General features: G+C 70.4%; 21 protein-coding genes and 1 pseudogene. 12 read left to right on the top strand and 10 right to left on the bottom strand.

Annotated features, from left to right (window positions below; genetic code table 11):
* Positions 1-60 precede the first annotated feature (60 nt).
* Positions 61-438 (bottom strand): annotated as a pseudogene (locus H4687_RS21935) (GntR family transcriptional regulator); the annotation flags it as partial.
* 142 nt (positions 439-580) lie between these two features.
* A complete protein-coding gene (mshD, locus tag H4687_RS21930) occupies positions 581-1,522 on the bottom strand; it encodes a mycothiol synthase (protein WP_046913233.1) in 942 nt (313 codons plus the stop codon).
* A 308-nt stretch (positions 1,523-1,830) separates the two neighbouring features.
* On the opposite strand from mshD, the gene H4687_RS21925 reads away from it, so the two are divergent.
* Entirely contained in the window at positions 1,831-3,642 is a 1,812-nt protein-coding gene (locus tag H4687_RS21925; protein ID WP_046913232.1) for a bifunctional metallophosphatase/5'-nucleotidase, read from the top strand.
* 101 nt (positions 3,643-3,743) lie between these two features.
* Here H4687_RS21925 and H4687_RS21920 read toward each other — a convergent pair whose 3' ends face one another.
* The 7 genes from H4687_RS21920 to H4687_RS21890 form a co-directional block, all read right to left on the bottom strand.
* Positions 3,744-4,604, bottom strand: a complete 861-nt coding sequence (locus H4687_RS21920; RefSeq protein ID WP_046913231.1) for a hypothetical protein — start codon at positions 4,602-4,604, stop codon at positions 3,744-3,746.
* Positions 4,605-5,196: 592 nt separating this feature from the next.
* Positions 5,197-6,663 carry a sensor histidine kinase gene (locus H4687_RS21915; RefSeq protein WP_050399177.1) on the bottom strand — a complete coding sequence of 489 codons (1,467 nt, stop codon included), beginning with the start codon at positions 6,661-6,663 and terminating at the stop codon, positions 5,197-5,199.
* Positions 6,660-7,394 carry a response regulator transcription factor gene (locus H4687_RS21910; protein WP_046917850.1) on the bottom strand — a complete coding sequence of 245 codons (735 nt, stop codon included), beginning with the start codon at positions 7,392-7,394 and terminating at the stop codon, positions 6,660-6,662. The genes H4687_RS21915 and H4687_RS21910 overlap by 4 nt, the downstream gene beginning before the upstream one ends.
* Positions 7,395-7,536: 142 nt before the next feature.
* Positions 7,537-7,722: a hypothetical protein gene (locus H4687_RS21905; RefSeq protein ID WP_046917849.1), complete on the bottom strand. Its 186-nt coding sequence runs from the start codon at positions 7,720-7,722 to the stop codon at positions 7,537-7,539.
* A gap of 82 nt (positions 7,723-7,804) precedes the next feature.
* Complete coding sequence (locus tag H4687_RS21900; protein ID WP_046917848.1) at positions 7,805-8,998, bottom strand: S1C family serine protease; 1,194 nt, start codon at positions 8,996-8,998, stop codon at positions 7,805-7,807.
* A gap of 140 nt (positions 8,999-9,138) precedes the next feature.
* Positions 9,139-10,161 carry a LacI family DNA-binding transcriptional regulator gene (locus H4687_RS21895; RefSeq protein WP_046917847.1) on the bottom strand — a complete coding sequence of 341 codons (1,023 nt, stop codon included), beginning with the start codon at positions 10,159-10,161 and terminating at the stop codon, positions 9,139-9,141.
* Between the two features lie 94 nt (positions 10,162-10,255).
* Positions 10,256-11,035 carry a winged helix-turn-helix transcriptional regulator gene (locus tag H4687_RS21890; protein ID WP_046917846.1) on the bottom strand — a complete coding sequence of 260 codons (780 nt, stop codon included), beginning with the start codon at positions 11,033-11,035 and terminating at the stop codon, positions 10,256-10,258.
* Between the two features lie 216 nt (positions 11,036-11,251).
* Between H4687_RS21890 and H4687_RS21885 the strand changes: the two genes are divergently transcribed.
* From H4687_RS21885 to H4687_RS21855, 7 genes are all read left to right on the top strand, one after another.
* Positions 11,252-12,199 carry an alpha/beta hydrolase gene (locus tag H4687_RS21885; protein WP_097249885.1) on the top strand — a complete coding sequence of 316 codons (948 nt, stop codon included), beginning with the start codon at positions 11,252-11,254 and terminating at the stop codon, positions 12,197-12,199.
* A 122-nt stretch (positions 12,200-12,321) separates the two neighbouring features.
* Positions 12,322-12,576, top strand: coding sequence for a MoaD/ThiS family protein (locus H4687_RS21880; protein WP_046917844.1), 255 nt, complete (start codon positions 12,322-12,324; stop codon positions 12,574-12,576).
* A 10-nt stretch (positions 12,577-12,586) separates the two neighbouring features.
* The gene (locus H4687_RS21875) at positions 12,587-13,765 is read left to right on the top strand and encodes a hypothetical protein (RefSeq protein WP_046917843.1); all 1,179 of its coding nucleotides are present in this window, start codon (positions 12,587-12,589) and stop codon (positions 13,763-13,765) included.
* A gap of 230 nt (positions 13,766-13,995) precedes the next feature.
* Complete coding sequence (locus H4687_RS21870; protein ID WP_046917842.1) at positions 13,996-14,724, top strand: LmeA family phospholipid-binding protein; 729 nt, start codon at positions 13,996-13,998, stop codon at positions 14,722-14,724.
* 432 nt (positions 14,725-15,156) lie between these two features.
* Entirely contained in the window at positions 15,157-15,996 is an 840-nt protein-coding gene (locus H4687_RS21865; RefSeq protein ID WP_046917841.1) for a sulfurtransferase, read from the top strand.
* Positions 15,997-16,089: 93 nt separating this feature from the next.
* Complete coding sequence (locus H4687_RS21860; protein WP_013002600.1) at positions 16,090-16,377, top strand: DUF1416 domain-containing protein; 288 nt, start codon at positions 16,090-16,092, stop codon at positions 16,375-16,377.
* Positions 16,378-16,465: 88 nt separating this feature from the next.
* On the top strand, positions 16,466-16,729 hold the full coding sequence (locus H4687_RS21855) for a DUF3099 domain-containing protein (protein WP_046917840.1): 264 nt from the start codon (positions 16,466-16,468) through the stop codon (positions 16,727-16,729).
* A 19-nt stretch (positions 16,730-16,748) separates the two neighbouring features.
* Here H4687_RS21855 and H4687_RS21850 read toward each other — a convergent pair whose 3' ends face one another.
* Positions 16,749-17,111 (bottom strand): DsrE family protein, encoded by a 363-nt coding sequence (locus tag H4687_RS21850; protein WP_046917839.1) that lies wholly within the window; start codon positions 17,109-17,111, stop codon positions 16,749-16,751.
* Between the two features lie 300 nt (positions 17,112-17,411).
* Between H4687_RS21850 and H4687_RS21845 the strand changes: the two genes are divergently transcribed.
* From H4687_RS21845 to H4687_RS21830, 4 genes are all read left to right on the top strand, one after another.
* Complete coding sequence (locus tag H4687_RS21845) at positions 17,412-17,987, top strand: FABP family protein (protein ID WP_005476868.1); 576 nt, start codon at positions 17,412-17,414, stop codon at positions 17,985-17,987.
* 312 nt (positions 17,988-18,299) lie between these two features.
* On the top strand, positions 18,300-18,968 hold the full coding sequence (locus tag H4687_RS21840; protein ID WP_046917838.1) for a hypothetical protein: 669 nt from the start codon (positions 18,300-18,302) through the stop codon (positions 18,966-18,968).
* Between the two features lie 23 nt (positions 18,969-18,991).
* On the top strand, positions 18,992-20,668 hold the full coding sequence (locus tag H4687_RS21835; RefSeq protein WP_046917837.1) for an N-6 DNA methylase: 1,677 nt from the start codon (positions 18,992-18,994) through the stop codon (positions 20,666-20,668).
* A complete protein-coding gene (locus H4687_RS21830; RefSeq protein WP_046917836.1) occupies positions 20,665-21,342 on the top strand; it encodes a restriction endonuclease subunit S in 678 nt (225 codons plus the stop codon). Before H4687_RS21835 ends, H4687_RS21830 begins: the two co-directional genes overlap by 4 nt.
* The last annotated feature ends 2 nt before the right edge of the window (positions 21,343-21,344 follow it).

Here is a 21,344-nt window from a genome sequence, read left to right as displayed (position 1 = left end):
TCGCTGGTCGTGGCGGTTCCGTCCGTCCTGCCGGTCCTGCCGGTCCTGCTCGTCCTGCCGGTCCTTGGTGAACTGTTCGTCCAGTACGGAGGTGAAGTGGGCCGCCACGTCGTCCCGTTCGAGCCCCGCCTCCCGGGCCCGTACCGCCCAGGCGTCCAGCTCGGCCCGCAGCGGGGAGTCGGCCGGGGCGCTGCCCAGGGACTTCCGTACGAACGTGCCGAGGCCGCGGCGGGCCTCGACCAGACCCTCGCGCTCCAGCTCGCGGTAGGCCTTCAACACCGTGTTCGGGTTGATGGCGGTGGCCTCCACGACCTCGCGGGCCGTGGGGAGCTTGTCGCCGGGCTCCAACAGGCCCAGCCGCAGGGCCTGTTTGGTCTGCTGGACGATCTGCACATAGGTGGCGACACCGCTGCGCCGGTCGATGCGGTACTCGACCACTCGGACAACCACCCTTTCACTAATTGAGTAGTGAAAGGGTGGTGCAAGAAAGGGGGCGGTGTCAACAGCACCGCCCCCAGCCTGTGGAAAACTCCGGGTACGTCGGGTTTCGCCGCGATGCCTCGGGTCCCGCCGCGCTACCTCAGGTCTCGCTGCGGTACATCAGGTCCGTCTCGTACGTCACGAAGCCCAGCCGCTCGTACACGGTCACCGCCGCCTTGTTGTCGGCGTCGACGTAGAGCATCGCGGTGGGCAGGCCCTGGGCGGCGAGGTGGCGCAGGCCGATCGTGGTGAGGGCCTTGCCGAGGCCGCCGCCCTGGGCGCCGGGGCGGACGCCGACGACGTAGACCTCGCCGAGCTGTTCGGCGGCGTGCGCCTTGGTCCAGTGGAAGCCGACCAGTTCGGTGCCGCCCTCGCCGTGGCGCTCGGCGAGGAAGAAGCCCGCCGGGTCGAACCAGGGCTCGGCCTTGCGGTCGTCGAGGTCGCGCTGGGTGAGGGAGCCCTGTTCGGGATGGTGGGCGAAGGCCTCCGCGTTGGCGGCGAGCCAGGCCGCGTCGTCCTCGCCGGGGACGAAGGCGCGGACGGTGACCCCCTCGGGGAGGACCGGCTCGGCGGGGTCGAAGTCGGTCAGGGAGCGGCGCATCTGGCGCAGTTCGCGGAAGAGGGTGAGGCCGAGGACCTGGGCGAGGTGGCGGGCGGCGGAGTGGCCGCCGTGCGCCCAGACGCGCAGGCGCTTGCCGGACTCGGCGAGCAGGGCGGAGCCGAGGGCCCGGCCGTGGCCGTGGCCCCGGTGGGAGGGGTGGACGACCAGCTCGGCTGCGGGAGCCTCGACCGGGTCGTTGTCCTCCAGCTGGGCGTAGCCGACCAGGTCCTCGCCGACGCTGAGGAGGAGGTGGCGTACGCCCTCCCGGGGGCCGCCGCGGAGTTGGAGGCGGCCCTGCTCGGACACCGCCTGCTGGCCGTCCACCTGGGTGGCCTCGTCCAGCAGGGCGAGGACGGCGTCCTTCTGGGCGGCGGTCAGGTCCGGGCGGGTCTCGATGCTGCGGGCGGCTGAGCCGGGCCGGGCGATGTCGTCGCTGGTCATGGATTCGAGGTTAACCGCGGGGTGGGCCAGGGGGGTGCCCACGAGCGCCGTTGCTTCCCGTTGTCGCGTGGCAGCGGCGTGGCAGCGGCTCGGCCGCGGCTTGAATGTGGCTGCCCGCGCCCCGCCATGAAGCCGAGGACGTGGGCATCCGGCGCCCCCATACGTGCCGTTTCGTTCGCACTCCTCCCTGACGGCAACCAGGTCGTAACCATGAACCCCCTGTCGCGCTACGCGCGTTGACCCTACGCTTCGGGCCGACGGGGCCTGTTCTCACGTTTTCCTTACTTCTCACGAATCCAGGGGGGCACATGTCAGCCACACCCCAAGCGCAGCGCCGCAGGGGCCGCCGCAACCGGATCCTCGCCGCCGCGGCCGGCCTGGCGACCGTCGGGGCGCTGGCCGCCGCGATGCCGGCGAGCGCCGGTGAGGCGCCGTCGCACAAGCCCGGCAAGAACAAGTCGCGGTACCAGGACGTGCAGCTGCTGTCGTTCAACGACCTGCACGGCAACCTGGAGCCGCCGGCCGGTTCCTCGGGCCGGGTGACCGAGCTGCACGAGGACGGTACGACCACGACTATCAACGCCGGTGGTGTCGAGTACCTGGCCACGCACCTGCGGGACGCCCGCAAGGCCAACAGCAAGTTCTCGATCACGGCCGCCGCGGGTGACATGGTCGGTGCCTCCCCGCTGATCTCGGGCCTCTTCCACGACGAGCCCACCATCGAGGCGCTGAACGGGCTCGAACTCGACGTCACGAGCGTGGGCAACCACGAGTTCGACGAGGGCGCCAAGGAACTGCGCCGCCTGCAGAAGGGCGGCTGCCACAAGGTCGACGGCTGCTACGTCGACGGCAAGAAGTTCAAGGGCGCCGACTTCCCGTACCTCGCGGCGAACGTCATCGAGGAGAAGACCGGCAAGCCGCTCCTGAAGCCCTACTGGGTGTGGAAGAAGAACGGCGTCAAGATCGGCTTCATCGGTGTGACGCTGGAGGACACCCCCGGTGTCGTCTCCGCCGAGGGCGTCAAGGGCCTCAAGTTCAAGGACGAGGTCGAGACGATCAACAAGTACGCCAAGGAGCTGGAGGGTCAGGGCGTCAAGTCGGTCGTCGCGCTGATCCACGAGGGCGGCCTCCCCGCCTCCCAGTCGTACAACTACGACTGCGACTCGCCCGGCGCCGGTGACGGCATCTCCGGTCCGATCGTCGACATCGCCAAGAACATCACCCCGAAGGTCGACGCCCTCGTCACCGGCCACACGCACGCCGCGTACGCCTGCACGATCAACGACCCGGCGGGCCAGCCGCGCATGGTCACCTCGGCCGCGTCCTTCGGCCGCCTCTACACCGACACGACGCTGACGTACGACCGTCAGACCAACGACATCGCCCGTACGGCCGTGAAGTCCGCGAACCACGTGGTCACCCGGACCGTCCCGAAGGCCGCCGACATGACGGCCCTCATCAGCAGGTGGAACACCCTCGCCGCCCCCATCGGCAACCGCACCATCGGCTACATATCCGCCGATGTGCCCAACGTCGGCACCGAGACCCCGATGGGTGACCTCATCGCCGATGCGCAGTACTGGTACGGCAAGACGCTGGACCCCGAGGTCGACCTCGCGCTGATGAACCCCGGCGGTGTGCGCGCGCCGCTCACCTACGCGGCCAAGGGCACCGAGGGCGACGGCGTGGTGACCTACGCCGAGGGCTTCACCGTCCAGCCGTTCTCCAACACGGTCAACCTCCAGGACTTCACGGGTGCCCAGATCATCCAGGTCCTCAAGGAGCAGGTGAGCGGTTCGAACACCGCCGCGCCGAAGGTGCTGCTGCCGTCGTCCGGTCTGACGTACACGCTCGACCTCACGAAGACCGGCGCCGACCGCGTCGTCGTCGGCACCATCAAGCTCAACGGCGTCGCCATCGACCCGGCCGCCACGTACCGCGTCGCCACCAACAGCTTCCTCGCGGGCGGCGGCGACGGCTACCCGACGCTGGGCAAGGGCACGAACGACCTGGTCGGCGCGGACGACCTCGCCGCCCTGGAGCAGTACCTGCTGGCCAACTCCTCGGCGGGCGCACCGCTCGCCCCGCCGGCCGCCAACCGGATCACGATCCTCGGCTAGGCACTCGCGGTCGCACGCACGGTACCCCGTGCCCCTTCGAGGGGCACGGGGTACCGCTGTTCACGGGGTCGTTCACCTCGCCCGGCCGGGCCGGGGGTGCCTCAGCGGGCGCAGGTCTTCGGGTCCAGCTTCTGCTCCCACTTGTCCTCCCGGCCGTCGGGCTGGCCGTTGGGCAGGAGCTTGTCGGAGGTGCCGTCGATGTAGTAGCCGTACGAGTAGATCGTGCGGTAGGAGCGGTTGCGCCAGGTGTGCACGGTCTTCTCGCCGTTGCCCTTGTTCCAGGAGTAGTCCTCGACGTAGAAGATCGGGTTGACGCGGACCACGCGCTGGAACGGCGTCCACGTCACGGCGATCTGCGTGCACGGCGGAATCGTCTTCTCGCTGCGGCGCTCGAAGCTCGACGACTTCTCCCAGCCCCACTCGTACGAGAAGCTGCCGCCCGCGCTGCCGGAGAAGATGCTCTTGGCCACGGACAGGCTGATCTCCGCGCCGACGCTCTTCTTCGCGAACGTCTTCGTGCTGTAGCTGCTGACGAAGGTCTCCTTGTCGTCCTTCGAGCCCCGGTTGCCGATCCAGGGGGAGGTGCGGACGGCGGCGCCCGTGGTGGACCAGGTCGAGGCCTGCGCGTTGCCGCACCAGCCGCGGAAGGTCTCCCAGTCACCGGCCGGCACCCACAGCCCGACGACGTCCCGCAGGTACTCGTCGCGCGTCTTGAACTGGCCGGTACGGACGTTGAGGGCCCCGTACACGCCCGTCAGGCTCGTCTTCTGGCCGCAGAGCCGCTCGATCATCGAGTCGGTGTTGCCGGGGTCCACGCCCCGGATGTTCGTGGCGCCGCCGGGCCCGGTGGCCGCCTGCGCGGAGCCGGTGCCGGCCAGGACGCCGGACACGGCCAGCGCGGTGGAGGCGGCGACGAGGGCGCCCCGCTTGAGAGATGCCTTGACCTTGAGTGCGGTTCGCATTGCTGTGCGCTCCTACTGCTCTACGCCGGCGTCGGCAGCCACCGGTTCTGTCGTCTGGGGAACGGAAGAACTCGAAGAACTCACCGGTAGCGAACACGACGGACCTCACAGCGGCGTCAGAGCGTTCTCAGACCCCACTCAGAAACATGTCACGAACACGTCACGCGAGGAGGCGGGCGCCCGTCGCGACCCCTCGCAGGATGCTCTCGGCGGTTGCCTCGGCGGTCGGGCTGGTGGAATCCAGGACGTGGGCCTCGTAGGCGCCCAGGTCGCTGAACCGGCCCTGGAGTGAGCCGAATCGGCTCGGGGTCGGTCATGGCGTCGTCGGCCCGGCTCGTCGCCCGTTCCAGTGTGGTGCGCAGGGTCCGGCCGAAGGATGACGTAGCTCAGCGGCAGAACCCGCTGCTGGGCGGTCGCGCGGAAGAGGCCGATGAACCAGGGCCCGACGACGCCGTCGCAGACCACCTGGTAGCCGCCGTCGCGTAGCCGAACGCCGCCGCGACCAGTACCCGCAGGACCACCTGGTTCTGTTGATGCGCTTCGGGCAGGTAAGGCGCGATCCCGCCCCGCACACCCCGGCCCGCACCCCCGCTCAGGCCCCCGCCGGCCCCTCCGGCGGCGGAGTGGCCGCCCCCGGCAGCCGTACCGTCGCCAGCGTGCCGCCGCCGTCCGCGGGGGACAGGGACACCTCGCCGCCCGCCTGTTCGACCGTGCGGGCCACGATGGACAGGCCCAGTCCCGAACCCGACAGGGCCCGCGCGCTGGGGGAGCGCCAGAAGCGGTCGAAGACGTGGGGGAGTTCGTCGGCGGGGATGCCGGGGCCGTGGTCGCGGACCAGGAGGACACCCTCGTCCAGGGAGACCTCGATCGTGCCGCCCTCGGGGCTGAACTTCACCGCGTTGTCGAGGATGTTGACGATGGCCCGCTCCAGGGCGGACGGCTCGGAGCGGACGTACCAGGGCTGGAGGTCAGCCGTGATCGTCAGCTCGGGGCCGCGCAGCCGGGCCCGCCGCAGGGCCGCCTCCACGGTCTCCTGGAAGTCGACCACCTGGAGGTGCCGGCCGCCCTGCTGACCCGCCTCCGAGCGCGACAGCTCCTGCAGGTCGCCTATCAGCGCGGCCAGTTCGGTCATCTGGGCCGTCACCGAGGCGAGCAGGGCCTTGCGGTCGTCCGCCGGGATGGGGCGGCCCGTCTCCTCGCTACGGGTGAGGAGTTCGATGTTCGTGCGGAGAGACGTGAGGGGCGTACGGAGTTCGTGGCCGGCGTCCGCGATCAGCTGTCGCTGCAGCTCGCGGGAGCTGGCGAGGGCGCTCGTCATGGAGTTGAAGGAGCGGGAGAGGCGGGCGATCTCGTCCTCGCTCCTGTCCTCCACGGGGATGCGGATGCCCAGGTCCTCGGTCCGCGCCACGTGCTCGACCGCCTCGGTGAGCTTGTCGACCGGGCGCAGACCCGCACGGGCCACGGCCAGACCGGCCGCCCCGGCGCCGACGACTCCGATGCCGGAGACGACGAGGAGGATGAGGGCGAGGTCGTTGAGGGTGGACTGGGTGCCCTTGAGGGGGAGCGCGACGACGATCGCCGCGTTGGACGTCTGTCCGGTGGTCTGGTCGGTGAGGGTCACCGGCGTGGTCATGATCCGGACGTCGACACCTTCCGAGTCGGTGCCGTTGCGGTAGAGGGTGAGATCACGCTCCGTGTCGCTGACGATCTCCTCGTCGTCCTGGCTGACGTTCACCAGGCCCGCGGAGAAGGGCAGGACGCAGGGCGTTCCGTCCTCCAGGACCACCTGGAAGTAGGTGTTCTGGGGGCCCTGGCGGCCGTCGTTCTCCGCCGGGATCTGCGTGCAGGAGTTGACCGCTTGTTCGGCCGCGTTCCGCATCATCCCTATGCCCACGGACTTCTTCAGATCGTCGTTGAGCTGCTCGTACAGCTTCCCCTGCACGATGAACCAGCACGTCACCGACACCGCCGCCACCGCGAACGCCACCGCCGCCGCGACCAGCATCGACAGCCGGGCCCGGATCGGCAGGGACCGGTAGCGGCTCAGGAGCTTCCTCACTCCGCGCCGCCCTGCCGCAGGACGTACCCGACACCCCGCACCGTGTGCACGAGCCGGGGTTCGCCGCCCGCCTCGGTCTTGCGGCGCAGGTACATGACGTACACGTCCAGGGAGTTGGAGGACGGCTCGAAGTCGAAGCCCCAGACCGCCTTGAGGATCTGCTCCCGCGTGAGGACCTGGCGCGGGTGCGCCATGAACATCTCCAGCAGCGTGAACTCCGTACGGGTCAGCTCCACCGGGCGCACGCCCCGCGTGACCTCCCGCGTCGCCAGATCCATCCGCAGGTCCGCGAAGGTGAGCGCCTCGTCCACCTCGGCGGCGCCGGCCTGGGCGGCGGCGTACGTGCTGCGGCGCAGCAGCGCGCGGACCCGGGCGAAGAGTTCGTCCAGCTCGAACGGCTTGACCAGGTAGTCGTCCGCGCCGGCGTCGAGGCCGGTGACGCGGTCACCGACCGTGTCGCGGGCCGTGAGCATCAGGATCGGGGTCGTGTCACCGGCGCCGCGGATACGGCGGGCGGCGGTCAGCCCGTCCATCCGCGGCATCTGGACGTCGAGGATCACCAGGTCCGGCCGGTACGTGGTCGCCTTCTCCAGCGCGTCCGCGCCGTCGACGGCGACCTCGGTGCCGTAGCCCTCGAAGGCGAGGCTGCGCTTGAGGGCGTCACGCACCGCCGGCTCGTCGTCGACGATGAGGATGCGCTGGGGTTCGGGGGCGCCTTCGGCGGGGCTCATGGTGGGTTCGTTCCTCGGGTGCGGTGGTGGACAGGGCCGGGGCGCCGTAGGGGTGTTCGTGCGGTGCCGGGTGCGTCGTGGCCGGTGGCTCGGTGCCGCCCTAGCCTTGCACGTCCCCTGGTCGCGCAGTAGCCCGTGCGGATCAGCCGCGAACCGTACGGCGATGCGGTCGGGCGGCCGTGGTGCGGCGGGCTGTGCCTCGGGCGGCGGACGCCACCTCGGGGGCCCGGGTCACCGGCGCGTGCAGCTCGGCGGCCACCGCGAGGGCGAGGCCCAGCCCGGCCGGGTCGCCGGCGCTCTCCACGTCGTGCGAGATCTGCGTGATCATGTCGAACTCCTTGGACTGCACGGGACTGGACCGGGCTGCACGGGACTGCACGGGACGCCTGTTGGACAGGGAGCGCCGGACCTCAGTCCGAGCCGCCCGCCCGCAACGTGCTCAGGTCGGCCTTGACCGTGTTGACGGGGATCGCGAAGCCGAGGCCCACGCTGCCGGCGCTGGAGGAGGAGGCGTCCGCGGCGGAGTACATGGCGGAGTTGATGCCGATGATGTTGCCGTTCATGTCGATGAGGGCGCCACCGGAGTTGCCCGGGTTCAGCGACGCGTCCGTCTGGAGCGCCTTGTACGTCGTCGTGGACGAACCGGTGTCGCCGTTGAACTGCTGCCCGCCGAACTCGAACGGCCACTGCCCGCCGCCACCGCCCTGCTGTTGCTGCTGTCCCTGGCTCTCGTCCGTCGACACCGTCACGTCGCGGTTCAGGGCGGAGACGATGCCGCTGGTGACCGTGCCGGTCAGGCCCTCGGGGGAGCCGATCGCCACGACCTGGTCGCCGACCTTGACGCCGGCGGAGTCGCCGAGCGTGGCGGTCTTCAGCCCGGAGGCGTCGCGCAGCTTGATGAGGGCGAGGTCCTTCTTGCTGTCCGTGCCGACGACCTCGGCCGTGTAGGTCTTGCCGTCGCTCGTCGACACCTTGATCTGGGAGGCGCCGGCGATGACGTGGTTGTTGGTGACGATCTCGCCGTCACTGGTGATGATCACACCGGAACCGGTGGACTCACCCGCGTTCGAGCTGGCGTTGATCTCGACGATGCTCGGGCTGACCGCCTTGGCGACCCCGGAGACCGTGCCCTTCTGGCTGGTGGGCACCACGTTCGTGCTGGTGGAGCTGGAGGCCACGGTGTCCGTGCCGGTCAGCTCCTGGATGCCGTACGCCGTGCCGCCGCCGATCGCCGCCGCGACGAACGCCACGGCCGCCAGCAGCACGATCGGACCCCGGGCCCGCCTTCTCGACGCGGGCGCCGATCCGGGGGCGCCGGCGGAGGAGACCGGCTCGGTGAGAAGCGCGGTGGGAGCGCCGAACGCGGATGCCGATCCCGGTGCCGAAGCCGACGCGGGGTCGTACGCCGGCGGGGGCGGCCACTCCGGGTTCACCGGGTGCACCGGGTTTCCCGGGTGCACCGGGTTCCCCGGCGCGGAGGCGGGCTGCTGCTGGAGGTACGCGGGCTGCTGCTGGGTCTCGCCCGTGGCGTACCCGGAGTGCTGCTGCTGCTGACCCTGGTAGGGGTTCTCGTACTCGCCGCTGCGGCGGAAGCTCTCGGTCATGACTCAGAGCGTGCCGCCCGACCATGAGACGTTCCTGAGTGCTCCCTGAGAACCCCACCAGAACCTCGTTCGCCCCATATAAAGGCGCCCGAGGAGGTCAGCAGCCGACCTCAAGCCCTAGCCACTCGCGCCCAGCGGAGCTACTCGCACCCGCACGACCGCCGAGCCACCAGCGTCGACGGAAACAGCTTCACCCGCTCGCGACGGGATCCGGCGACCCGGATTCCGTCGTCGAGCACCAGGTCCACCGCCGCCCGCGCCATCCCCGTACGGTCCGTCGCTATCGTCGTCAGCGGCGGGTCGGTCAGCGCCGCCTCCTTGACGTCGTCGAACCCGGCGACGGCCAGCTCGCTCGGTACCTCGATGCGCAGCTCGCGCGCGGCCCGCAGCACGCCGATCGCCTGGTCGTCGGTGGAGCAGAAGATGGCCGGCGGCCGCCCCGGCTCCGCCAGCAGCTTCAGCGCGACCTGGTAGGCGTCGTACCGGTTGTAGGGGGCCTGGAAGAGCCGTCCCTCGGTGGGGATCCCGGCCTCGTCCATCGCGCGCCGCCAGCCCTCGACGTGGTCGGAGACGGGGTCGCCGACGAGCGGGGTCTCGGCGATACCGCCCAGACAGGCCACGTACGCGTAGCCGTGCGAGAGAAGGTGCTCGACGGCGAGCTTCGCGCCGCCGATGTCGTCGGTCACCACGGCCACGTCGTCGATCGCCTCGGGCCGCTCGTGCAGCAGCACGACCCGGGCGTCCCACGCCTCTATCTCGGCGGCGGCGTTGTCGTTGAGGGCGTGGCTGACGAGGATCAGCCCCGAGACGCGCATCCCGAGGAACGCCCGCAGATAGTGGACCTCGCGCTCGGCGACGTAGTCGGAGTTCCCGACGAGGACCATCTTGCCGCGCTCGGCCGCCGCCTGTTCGACCGCGTGCGCCATCTCGCCGAAGAACGGCTGGCGCGCGTCCGGGACGATCAGGCCTATCAGCTCGGTGCGCCGCGAAGCCATCGCCTGCGCGACCCGGTCGGGCCGGTACGACAGTTCCTTGATAGCGGCGAGGACACGCTCGCGCGTGGCCGGGGCGACCGGCCGGGGTCCGTTGTTGATGACGTAGCTCACGACGGCGGTCGACGTACCCGCCAGTCTTGCCACGTCATCCCGAGTCACCTTGGCCACGCGCGGAGTCTACGCGGATGGATCGCCGCTGGGCAGGGCGTACGCCGGCGGACCCGAGGGTTACCAGTGCGTACGTCGCCCGGCGGGATCGCCATTACGCCTCGGCCGTGATCTCGACCGCGTCCAGGGGCGCCGTCTCGTCCGCATCCGCCGCCTTTGGGGAGGCCGCCCTGCCCTTGGCGTCGTCGGCGGCGCGCTCCGCCTTCTCGGGCGTAACGAATCGATAACCGACGTTCCGGACCGTCCCGATCAGCGACTCGTGCTCGGGGCCGAGCTTGGCGCGCAGCCGTCGCACGTGGACGTCGACCGTCCGCGTACCGCCGAAGTAGTCGTATCCCCAGACCTCCTGGAGCAGCTGGGCGCGGGTGAAGACACGGCCCGGGTGCTGCGCGAGGTACTTCAGGAGCTCGAACTCCTTGAAGGTGAGGTCGAGGACGCGGCCCTTGAGCTTGGCGCTGTAGGTCGCCTCGTCCACGGAGAGATCGCCGTTGCGGATCTCCATGGGGGAGTCGTCGTTGACGATCTGCTGCCGGCCCATGGCCAGCCGCAGGCGGGCCTCCACCTCGGCGGGGCCGGCGGTGTCGAGCAGGACGTCGTCGATGCCCCAGTCGGCGGTGACGGCGGCGAGGCCGCCCTCGGTCACGACGAGGATGAGGGGGCAGCCGGGTCCCGTGGAGCGGAGCAGCTGACACAGGCTGCGGACCTGCGGAAGGTCACGGCGGCCGTCGATCAGGATGACGTCCGCACCGGGGGTGTCGACGAGGGCGGGGCCTTCGGCCGGGGCCACGCGCACGTTGTGCAACAGCAGCCCGAGGGCGGGAAGCACCTCCGTGGAAGGCTGGAGGGCGTTGGTCAGGAGCAGCAGAGAACTCATACGTCTGGTTCCTCCTCGGTCCCTGCGAGGACGTGTGTGGCACTGCGCGTCACCGCGATCCTGCAATGCGGTGTCGCTCAGTGTTCTGCTCTGCGATCCCGGGGCCCGTACACCTGCGGTCACCTGGTGTTTCCCGCTCGTATACAACGCTTCCGAAAGCACAAAAGGACCCGGGGGCGACATTGCCCGAGTCCTCTGTCCAGCAGAATAGCCCACATGAGTCCTGGTCCGGCAGGTGATGTGACGCGATCTTTCGGCATTCCGAACTCTGAGACGGCCGGTCGAACGACTTCGTGGCCGCCCCGAACCCCTTTGCGCAGGTTTCTACGCACTGACGACGGGGTGAATATCGAGGCTGTATACGATCCGAAAGTCGTTGTATACAAGGGCTCGGACGACCGCTCGGACGACACCGGAACTCCATCCTCCGGCCATCTGGCCGTCGTCGTCGCACACGGCTTCACGGGTGACGCCGACCGTCCGCATGTTCGGAGGGTGGTGGCGGCGCTCACGCGGTACGGGTCCGTCGTCACCTTCTCCTTCCGCGGCCACGGACGGTCCGGCGGCCACTCCACGGTCGGCGACCGCGAGGTGCTCGACCTCGCGGCGGCGGTCCGCTGGGCCCGCGAACTCGGGCACGAGCGCGTCGCCACGGTCGGGTTCTCCATGGGCGGCTCGGTCGTCCTGCGCCACGCCGCCCTGCCCGACGGCTCCGAGCACCCCGACCGCCCCGACGGCTCAGGCGGCCCCGACCGCCCCGATCGCCTCGGCGGGCCCGACGCGGTGGTGTCCGTCAGTGCCCCCGCCCGCTGGTACTACCGGGGCACGGCCCCCATGCGCCGCGTCCACTGGCTGATCACCCGTCCCGAGGGCCGCCTGGTCGGCCGCTACGGCTTCCGGACCCGTATCCACCACCGTGACTGGAACCCCGTCCCCCTCTCCCCGGTCGAATCCGTTCCGCTCATCGACCCGACCCCGCTCCTGATAGTCCACGGCGACAGCGACGGCTACTTTCCGACCGATCACCCCGAAATGCTGGCGGCAGCGGCGGGCGAGAACGGCGAGTTGTGGCTGGAACGGGGGATGGGACACGCGGAGAACGCGGCGAGCGGGGAATTGCTGGGGCGGATCGGGGAGTGGGTGGTGCACGCATGCCCCCGGTAGCGCCACCCGAGGGGCGGGGCGGGGCGGGCCGTGCCGCCGAGCGCCCGCTCACCCGCGGTTTCCCCACCGCGCCGACCGCCCCGTAGCCTGATGCCCGTCACGACGAACACAGAGGAACGCAGATGCCAAAGGGCACCGTCCGCTACTGGGCCGCGGCCAAGTCCGCAGCCGGCCTCGCCGAGGAGCCCTACGACGCGGCCACCCTCGCGGACGCCCTGAACGCGGTCCGCGACCGACACCCCGGCGAACTCGCCCGCGTCCTGCGGCGATGCTCGTTCCTCGTTGACGGCGACCCCGTGGGCACCCGCGCCCATGAGACGGTACGTCTGGCCGAGGGCGGCACGGTCGAGGTGCTTCCGCCGTTCGCAGGAGGGTGACCCCCACATCATGAGCAACCAGCCGTACGGGTACGAGGGCCACCAGGGCTACGACGAGTACCAGCAGCCGCCGCAGCAGCACGGGGCCCAGGCGCCGCAGCCCGAGTGGCAGGGCTACGACGAGAGCCAGGCCGCCCACGCCCAGCAGTACACCCAGCAGTGGGAGGGCCAGACCTGGGAGACCCAGATCCAGCCCCAGACCCCGCCGGCCGCCCCGGCGCACCTCACGGAGACGGCGTACCTGTCCCCGCAGACGGACGGCCCGAGCGGGCAGTACGGGCAGCAGGGGCAGCAGGGGCCGCTAGGTCCCTATGACCCGCACGGGCAGCACACGCCGCGGACATCCCCGCAGACGCCTCAGCCTCCGCAGACCCCGGCGCGGCAGACGCCCGAGCCGGGTTACGGTCCGCCCACCCTCACGGGCAACACGCGGGTCACCGACGCCCAACGGGCGCGGGCCGAGGGGCGGTCGCCGATCATCGAGCCCGGGATGCAGCCGGCGCTGATCACGGCCGTCCTGGGCCTGCTGCTGGCCGGTGCGGCGGCGATCGGCGAGTACGCCCTCGCCGTGCCGCTGGTGGTCCTCCAGGCCGTGACCGCGGCGGGCTGGTTCCGGCTGAACGGCATGTGGCCGGCCCGGCAGGGCATCGTGCTGGCGTTCGCGGGGGCTCTCGCGGCGGACGCGGCGCTGTTCGTGGCCGGGCGGGAGAACGCGCCCGCCGCGATCCTCGGGACGCTCGGTGTCTGGGTGCTGCTCAGCATCGTGCTCGGGCTGCGCAGCCACGCGGATCCGGACGAGCGGATGTACGGGCTGATGGCGACGGTGGCCTCGGCCGCGCTGTCGATCATCGCGACCGGCTATCTGGCGGCCGTGGCGGACGCGGTGACCGTGGGCGGGGTCGCGGTGGCGGTGGCCGTGCTGGCCCGTGCCCTGCCGCTGCCCACGCCGGTCTCGGTGATCGTGTCCCTGCTGGCGGCGGCCGGCGCGGGTATCGCCGTCGGCGGTGCGACGGAGCTCGGTACGTCCGGTGCGTTGCTCGGTGCCGGGGCGGGGCTGTGTGCGCTCATCGGGCATCGGGTCGCCGCGTACGACTATCCCTCGCGTTTCGTCCACTTCACCGCGGGTGTGGCCCTGCCGCTGACGGCCGCGGCCCCGGCGGTGTACCTCCTCGGCCGCGCACTGGGCTGACCTCGCGCGTCGCGTCCACCGGGGCCGCACCCGACGACGCACCCGACGACGCACCCCACCCCGCACCCACCCGCGTCCCCTGTCACAGCTGATCAACAACGCGACCCGGCCCACCCCGCCCTTACACCCGCCCGATTACCCTCGCGTAGAACGGCCACTCAGGTCGTTGAAGCCGGACCGACCGATCGCCGGGCCGAACGCCGAGTGGACTACGTGGGGAACACAGAGCCATGCGCGCACTGCGAATACTTGTCATCGTCGCCGTGATCCTGGGCGGCCTCTTCGTGATCGCCGACCGCGTCGCCGTCGGCTTCGCCGAGGACGAGGCGGCCGAGCAGCTGAAGACCAGCGAGGGCCTCGCCAAGACCCCCGACGTCTCCATCAAGGGCTTCCCGTTCCTCACCCAGGTCGCGAGCGGCGAACTCGACGACGTCGAGGTCGGCATCGAGGACTACGAGGCGACCACGGGCAAGGCCGACGAGAGCATCCGTATCGCCGACATGAAGGCGAACATGCACGGCGTCGCCTTCTCCAGCGACTACAGCTCCGCCACCGCAGCCACCGCCACCGGCACGGCGACCATCACCTACGACGAACTCCTCAAGGCCGCCAAGTCCGCGCCGACACAGATCCTCCCCGGTGCGACCGCCCAGGTCGTCGGCCTCTCCGACGGCGGCAACGGCAAGGTCAAGGTCGACATCAAGGTCACCTTCCTGGGCAAGTCGACGACGTACCCGGTGCTCAGCACGGTCACCGTCGACGGCGACACCGTGAAGGTGCACGCCGACAACCTGCCGAACCTGGTCGTCGAGGCCGCGGAGGGCCAGGTCCGGTCGATCACCGACTTCGAGCAGAAGATCGACGGCCTCCCCGGCGGCATCAAGCTCCACAAGGTCGAGGCCGCGTCGGACGGCGTGGACATCACCGTCCGGGGTTCGAACGTCAGGCTGGCCGGGTAGGACGGGAGTCGGGATCCGGGGCGGCACCCGCCGCGGACCTGGAGTGTCCGATGGGCGAGACGGTCATGTCCGCAGGTTAGCTGTGACGATCGATACACCCCTCCGGAATCGGTGCCGCACCGGCGTGCGCCCCCTTCTCATCCCATATTGCGGACGATCGCGTCTCAATATCCGACACGCCGGTGACACGTCTGCCTGTCCGTCCCTACGATCGATACTCATGAAGCGACAGGCGGATCTCACGAAGCGGCGGGCAGTAGACCTGTGCCGCGTCGCCGCCATGCTCTGTCGCACTTTCTGAGCGAGCGGCGGAGTCCTGCCGCCGCGTCCCCCGATGCCTGCCCTGTTCGAGCCAGGGCCCATCCCTGCGCGCCCCGGCCGAACGCCGGAGGCACCCGCACCCCGCCGTAACTGCCCCGGAGGAGAAAGAGCATGAGCCGCAGCGACGTCCTGGTAGACGCCGACTGGGTCGAGGCCAACCTCGACGACCCGAACATCGCCATCGTCGAGGTCGACGAGGACACGACGGCGTACGAGAAGAACCACATCAAGAACGCCATCCGGATCGACTGGACGAAGGACCTCCAGGACCCGGTACGCCGGGACTTCGTCGACCAGGAGGGCTTCGAGAAGCTCCTGTCGGAGAAGGGCATCGGCAACGACACCCTCGTCGTCCTCTACGGCGGCAACAACAACTGGTTCGCCTCGTACGCCTACTGGTACTTCAAGCTGTACGGCCACGAGAACGTCAAGCTGCTCGACGGTGGCCGCAAGAAGTGGGAGCTGGACGCCCGCGAGCTGACCGACGAGGTGCCGGCGCGCCCCGCCACCGCGTACAAGGCCAAGCCGCAGAACACCGCGATCCGCGCCTTCCGTGACGACGTCGTCGCCGCGATCGGCTCGCAGAACCTCGTCGACGTGCGCTCGCCCGACGAGTTCTCCGGCAAGCTGCTCGCCCCGGCCCACCTGCCGCAGGAGCAGTCGCAGCGTCCGGGCCACGTGCCCAGCGCCCGCAACATCCCGTGGTCGAAGAACGCCAACGACGACGGCACCTTCAAGTCGGACGACCAGCTCAAGGAGCTGTACGCCGACGAGCAGGTGGACCTGGCCAAGGACACCATCGCCTACTGCCGCATCGGTGAGCGCTCCGCGCTGACCTGGTTCGTCCTGCACGAGCTGCTCGGCGTGGAGAACGTCAAGAACTACGACGGCTCCTGGACCGAGTACGGCAGCCTCGTCGGCGTCCCGATCGAGCTCGGCGCCAACAAGTAGGACCGGCAGCACCCAGCGGCACCCGTAGCAAGCGAACGTCCCGTTCATCCCGACCGGCCTTCCCTTCCGGTCAGACCTCTCTTGGAGAAAGACATGTGTGGAGCGAAGGCCGGCGGCCCGGACGCCTCGACGATCAAGCCCGGTGAGACCACGATCCAGGGCCAGGTGACCCGCGACGGCGAGCCGGTGGTCGGCTACGTCCGTCTGCTGGACTCGACCGGCGAGTTCACGGCGGAGGTCCCGACCTCCGCGACGGGCCAGTTCCGCTTCTACGCGGCCGAGGGCACCTGGACCGTCCGCGCGCTCGTCCCCGGCGGCACCGCCGACCGCACCGTCGTCGCCGAGCAGGGCGGCCTGGCGGAGGTCGCGATCGCCGTCTGAGGCGGTTGTTCCGAACGGCGCAGGGCCGTACCCCGGGTGTCCGAACCGGGGTACGGCCCTGCGCCGTGCGCGGGCCTACGCTGGAGACATGTACGCCCGCCGGCGCCACGCCTACTTCGCCATGATGGGCACGTGCCTCGCCCTCTTCGTCCTGGCGTGGGGCGTCGTACGCCTCTGGTCGGTCCCGGTCGCGGTCGGCATGTGCGTGGTCGCCATGGTCATCCCGCCGCTCGCCGCCGTCGTCGCCAACCGGCGCGGCCCCGACGACCGCTGGTGGGACGACCCCTCCGGCGACCCGAAGTCCGACGAGTGGTGGGACGAGCTGGACGGCAGGAGACGGCCGAGGTCCTAGACCCGGCCCACCCAGCTGCTCAGTAGACGAGCGCCTGGGTGTTGTCCGCCAGCGCCTCCTGTACGAACACCTGCGCGCCCGCGATCCGCACGCCCTCGATGACGTCCTTCTCGGTGATGTCCCGGCGGGCGGCGCACTGCGTGCACAGGGTGACCCGGCCGCCTGCGAGGATCGAGTCGACGAGGTCGGGGAGCGGGGCGGCGTGCGGCAGTTCGAACTCGGCGGCCCGGCCCGGCAGCGCGAACCACGCGGACTCGCCGGTCAGCCACAGGGACACCTCCACCCCACTGGCCACGGCCACGGCGGCCACCGTGAAGGCCTGGGAGCAGCGCTCGGGGGCGTCCGCCCCGGCCGTCACCTTGATCACGAGCTTCTTCGCCATGGCCGCATGGTAGTCCGCGCCGCGATCACCGACATGACCACGCGGAACGCGATCGTCGTCGCGGCCGGGCGGCGAAGGCCCACCTCGCGGCGAACCCCCGACCCCGGCCGCGTAAGCTGGGGCCCGGCCTTGTGCAGTACCGAACCCCCGGCTCATCCGAGGAGCACCCCGTGGAACTCTTCTTCGAAATCCTGCTGGTCCTGGTCGCCGTCGGCGTTCTCGCCTTCGCCGGTCTGACCGTGAAGAAGCTGTACCAGGGCCAGCGCTGACCCACGTCGAGGACATCCAGGAACGCCACTCATGATCGAGATCCCGTCCGACCTGCACAAGGACCTCGTCCCCCTCGCCTTTCTGCTCGGCGACTGGGCGGGCGCGGGCGTCCACGACTTCCCCGGTGCCGAGAAGTGCAACTTCGGCCAGGAGGTCACCTTCTCCCACGACGGCCGGGACTTCCTGGAGTACCACTCCCACACCTGGGTGCTGGACAAGGACGGCAACAAGGTCCGTCCGCTGGAGACCGAGTCCGGATTCTGGCGCATCGACGCCGACCGCAAGGTCGAGATCGTCATGACCCGTGACGACGGCGTCGTCGAGGTCTGGTACGGCGAGCTGGCCAAGCAGAAGCCGCAGATCGACGTGGTCACGGACGCGGTCGCGCGGACGGCGGCCTCGGGGCCCTACAGCGGCGGCAAGCGGCTGTACGGCTACGTGCACAGCGACCTGATGTGGGTCGGCGAGAAGGCGACGCCCGACGTCGAGCTGCGCCCCTACATGTCCGCGCACCTGAAGAAGGTCGTCACCCCCGAGGACGTCGAGCGCTGGGCGAAGGCCCTGCCGGACGACATGCCGGACGACGGCATCGCGTTCTTCAAGTAGGCCCGCTCGCCGACTTCTGGTGCAAGTCCCGCACTCCCCCGTGTCCTAGTGGCCGGGGGAGTCGTTTTCTGCGCGGCGTCAACCTCGAAGGGGTTAACAGAATCAACGGTACGGCAATGCGCTTGCGATGCAGGGTGTGCGGACACTACAGTGACGGATGTCTTCGGGGTTCTCTGAACGCACGGAACCCCGGTCGCAATAGACCTGCGACCGGGGTTCCTCAAAGCCGTGTCTCGGGCGGCATGAGAACAGAGGCGGACCCGAGACGTACTCGACCGACGTTACCAGACTCCATCCATGCAGGGGGAAGCCATGACTGACGAGCTGCCTGAGTGGCTGGCGAAGGCCCTGTCGAAGCCGCGCATGGCCATCTACCTCGCGGTCGCGGGCGGCGACGCCGAGACAGCGATGCGACTGTACTGGTGGAATGTCTCCGCGTCCGCGGCGTTCTACGGCCCCCTCCACTGTCTGGAAGTCACGCTGCGCAACGCTCTGCATGACGAACTCGTCAGGCATCACGGCAGGCCGGACTGGTGGGTCAGCGCGCCCCTGAACAGCAACGGCCTCCGGCTGGTCGACGAGGCGCGCGAGAAGTGCCGACGGAACGGAACGAGCGTGGTGTGCGCGGACGGTATCGTCGCCGAGTTGTCCTTCGGTTTCTGGATCTCCCTGGTGAGCGGCGCACGCGGCTATGACCGTGGCTTCTGGGTGCCCGTTACGCACAAGGCGTTCCCGCACTATTCGGGACGTCGCGCCGGACTGCATGACAGCCTTCTGTCGCTGGTCCGCTTCCGTAACCGGATCATGCATCACGAGCCGGTCTTCCACCGTCACCTTGCCGCCGACCATGCCAAGATCTACCGCGTCCTCGGCTACCTCAGCCCTCAACTCGCCAAGGAGGCGCAGGCCATGGACCGCTTTCCGGCCGTGCTCGCCGACCGGGCGGACGTGGTCGGCGGCGTCTGGCCGCCTCGGTTCTGATGAGGTCCGATGGAGGGAGTGCCATGACCGGCTCCGGGGCGTCAGCGCCCGCCACCAGCGGTGGCCCGGCGCCCGCCGACAGGCTCGTCTCCCGGCCCGAGATCGCGCGCCTCGCCAAGGTGAAGCGGCCCGCAGTGACCAACTGGGAGCGGCGCTATGCCGAGTATCCCGCTCCGGTCGGTGGCGACCCCGAACTGTTCCGTGCCGCCGAGGTGCTGGCCTGGCTGTCCACCCGGACCGTCCCCGCGAACGCCCTGCTTCCCGGCGAACCGGTGGGCACGACCTACGGCGACCGGTTCCGCGCGGGTCTCGGCGGGACGGCCGGCGGACTGCTCCGGCTGGTCGAGCGGCTCGCGGGGCCGGAGGCGGACCGGCTGAGGGGGGGCATGCCGCTGGACGACTACCTCGGGTGGTTGCTGCGTTTCGTCTACGAGCACATCAAGGACCCCGATGAGGGTATGGCCGAGGAGTTGAGGCGCTACGCCGTGATGGCGCCCGAGCACGACTACGCGCAGCGAGTGTTTCCGCCCGGCGCGCTGCCCGAACTCTTCGACACGCTGGGGCGCACCCCTGTGGGGTCCGAGCAGGAAGCCCGAGCGGCGTTCGATCACATTCTGAGACGCTGGCGCGCGGAGCACGCACGCGAGGGCGGGGCGTTTCTCACCCCGCCGTCCGTGAGCCGGGTCATGGCGGGGGCTCTGGCGGCCGTACGGCCCGGCGCGGTGTACGTGCACGATCCGTACGCCCGTGTCGGAGAGCTGCTGGTCGCCTATCTGGACGCGGTCGCGGCACACGGTGGTGGCGAACGGCCTCTGATCAGCGGCCGGGCGCCCAGCCCCCCGGAACGGGTGGCGGCGGTCGACAACCTGCAGGTGCACCACGGGCGCATGGCATGGCTCGGCGAGGCGACCGTCAGTGACGATGGACTCGTGACTCCGGCGCTCGATCCCGTCGGCCCTCCCATCGGCCCTCCCGGCTTTCCCGAGACCTGCGACGTGCTGCTCACCAATCCTCCCTTCGGCCGCTTCCCGGAGGACGTATCCCCACCCTCGTACTGGAAGTACGGCCCCGCCCGCCGGATCGAGTTCGACTGGATCCAGTACGCCGTCTCGCGGCTCGCTCCCGACGGCCGGGCCGCTGTGCTGATGCCGGCTGGGGCCGCCTCCAACAGCGGTGCCGCCGAGGCGGTGCGCGGGGGGCTCGTCGAGGCCGGGGCGGTGGAGTGTGTGATCGCGCTGCCCCCCGCACTCTTCACGCTCACGGCCGTCAGGACGCACATCTGGTTCCTGCGCGCCCCCGGCTCCGGCGGAACGCCCGCCCCCGATGTGCTGTTCGTGGACGGCGGGCACCTCGGGCACCAGGTCACCCGGACCCAGCGGGCTCTGTCCGACGACGACATCGGACAGCTGGTGGGGGAGTACGTGTCGTGGCACACGTCCCTGACGGGCGGGTCCTCCTTCACGGGCACCCCTGGGCTGAGCAGGCCCGTGTCGGTGCCGGACATCGTGGCGCACGGTCACAGCCTCGATCCCGTACAGCATGTCAGGCCAGTGGGCCCGGCCTCGGCCGTTCCCGGGGCCGGGCCCACCGAGACCCGGGAACGGCTGGCACGGCTGGGCGAGGAGATCGAGGCTCTGCACCAGCGGGTGGCCGCGGCCGACGCCGAGGTGCTTCGGTGGTTCAGGAGGTACGGACTGTGACGAGTGTCGATACCGGTGAACCGCTGCCGCCGGGCTGGTCGCGCGCCCCGCTGCGGGACCTGTGCGCCTCCATCACCGCAGGCCCGGCGGCACGAGCCGAGGACAAGGGTCACCTTCAAGTGGACGGTGGGACCCCGGTCGTACTGCCACGAGACCTGGACGGCCTGCGGATCGCTGCGGGGAAGGCCGCCGCCGTACCGGCGATCCCCTGGGACCGGGCGCGGACGCTGGCGAAGTACCAGCTGGCCGAGGGAGACATCCTGGTTACCCGCACCGGAACCGTGGGCCGTTGCGCACTGGTCACCGGGGAACATGCGGGCTGGCTGCTCCACCCCAACCTGGTACGGCTCCGGCTGCCCGGGAAGGCGATGGTCCCGCCCGCTTATCTCGCCGCCTTTCTGAGCTCGGCGGCGGCACAGGAGTGGATCAGGACCCGGACGGCCGGTTCCGTGATCCCGTCACTGAGCATTCGTACCCTCGGCGAACTGCCCGTCGTCCTGCCGCCGCCCGCCGAGCAGGAGACCATCGGTGCCACGCTCGCCGCCCTCGATGACAAGATCCAGGCGCACACCGAGATCGCTCGCGCCACCCGCGCCTACCGCGCCGTGCTCGCCGACGCCCTGCTGAACGGTGTCCTGTCGGCGGACCCCCCGACCCCGCCCGGCCCGCCCTAGAC

The sequence above is a fragment of the Streptomyces stelliscabiei genome (assembly GCF_014873495.1).
Classification (GTDB): domain Bacteria; phylum Actinomycetota; class Actinomycetes; order Streptomycetales; family Streptomycetaceae; genus Streptomyces; species Streptomyces bottropensis.
Note: the sequence above shows the minus strand (reverse complement) of the source record. Positions and strands in the feature narration are given on the sequence as shown.

Bases quoted from the DNA above. Each gene is read 5' to 3' on its own strand.
- mshD (WP_046913233.1), bottom strand. From the start codon at position 1,522: ATGACCAGCGACGACATCGCCCGGCCCGGCTCAGCCGCCCGCAGCATC.
- H4687_RS21925 (WP_046913232.1), top strand. From the start codon at position 1,831: ATGTCAGCCACACCCCAAGCGCAGCGCCGCAGGGGCCGCCGCAACCGG.
- H4687_RS21920 (WP_046913231.1), bottom strand. From the start codon at position 4,604: ATGCGAACCGCACTCAAGGTCAAGGCATCTCTCAAGCGGGGCGCCCTC.
- H4687_RS21910 (WP_046917850.1), bottom strand. From the start codon at position 7,394: ATGAGCCCCGCCGAAGGCGCCCCCGAACCCCAGCGCATCCTCATCGTC.
- H4687_RS21905 (WP_046917849.1), bottom strand. From the start codon at position 7,722: ATGATCACGCAGATCTCGCACGACGTGGAGAGCGCCGGCGACCCGGCC.
- H4687_RS21900 (WP_046917848.1), bottom strand. From the start codon at position 8,998: ATGACCGAGAGCTTCCGCCGCAGCGGCGAGTACGAGAACCCCTACCAG.
- H4687_RS21890 (WP_046917846.1), bottom strand. From the start codon at position 11,035: ATGAGTTCTCTGCTGCTCCTGACCAACGCCCTCCAGCCTTCCACGGAG.
- H4687_RS21885 (WP_097249885.1), top strand. From the start codon at position 11,252: ATGAGTCCTGGTCCGGCAGGTGATGTGACGCGATCTTTCGGCATTCCG.
- H4687_RS21880 (WP_046917844.1), top strand. From the start codon at position 12,322: ATGCCAAAGGGCACCGTCCGCTACTGGGCCGCGGCCAAGTCCGCAGCC.
- H4687_RS21875 (WP_046917843.1), top strand. From the start codon at position 12,587: ATGAGCAACCAGCCGTACGGGTACGAGGGCCACCAGGGCTACGACGAG.
- H4687_RS21870 (WP_046917842.1), top strand. From the start codon at position 13,996: ATGCGCGCACTGCGAATACTTGTCATCGTCGCCGTGATCCTGGGCGGC.
- H4687_RS21865 (WP_046917841.1), top strand. From the start codon at position 15,157: ATGAGCCGCAGCGACGTCCTGGTAGACGCCGACTGGGTCGAGGCCAAC.
- H4687_RS21860 (WP_013002600.1), top strand. From the start codon at position 16,090: ATGTGTGGAGCGAAGGCCGGCGGCCCGGACGCCTCGACGATCAAGCCC.
- H4687_RS21855 (WP_046917840.1), top strand. From the start codon at position 16,466: ATGTACGCCCGCCGGCGCCACGCCTACTTCGCCATGATGGGCACGTGC.
- H4687_RS21850 (WP_046917839.1), bottom strand. From the start codon at position 17,111: ATGGCGAAGAAGCTCGTGATCAAGGTGACGGCCGGGGCGGACGCCCCC.
- H4687_RS21845 (WP_005476868.1), top strand. From the start codon at position 17,412: ATGATCGAGATCCCGTCCGACCTGCACAAGGACCTCGTCCCCCTCGCC.
- H4687_RS21840 (WP_046917838.1), top strand. From the start codon at position 18,300: ATGACTGACGAGCTGCCTGAGTGGCTGGCGAAGGCCCTGTCGAAGCCG.
- H4687_RS21835 (WP_046917837.1), top strand. From the start codon at position 18,992: ATGACCGGCTCCGGGGCGTCAGCGCCCGCCACCAGCGGTGGCCCGGCG.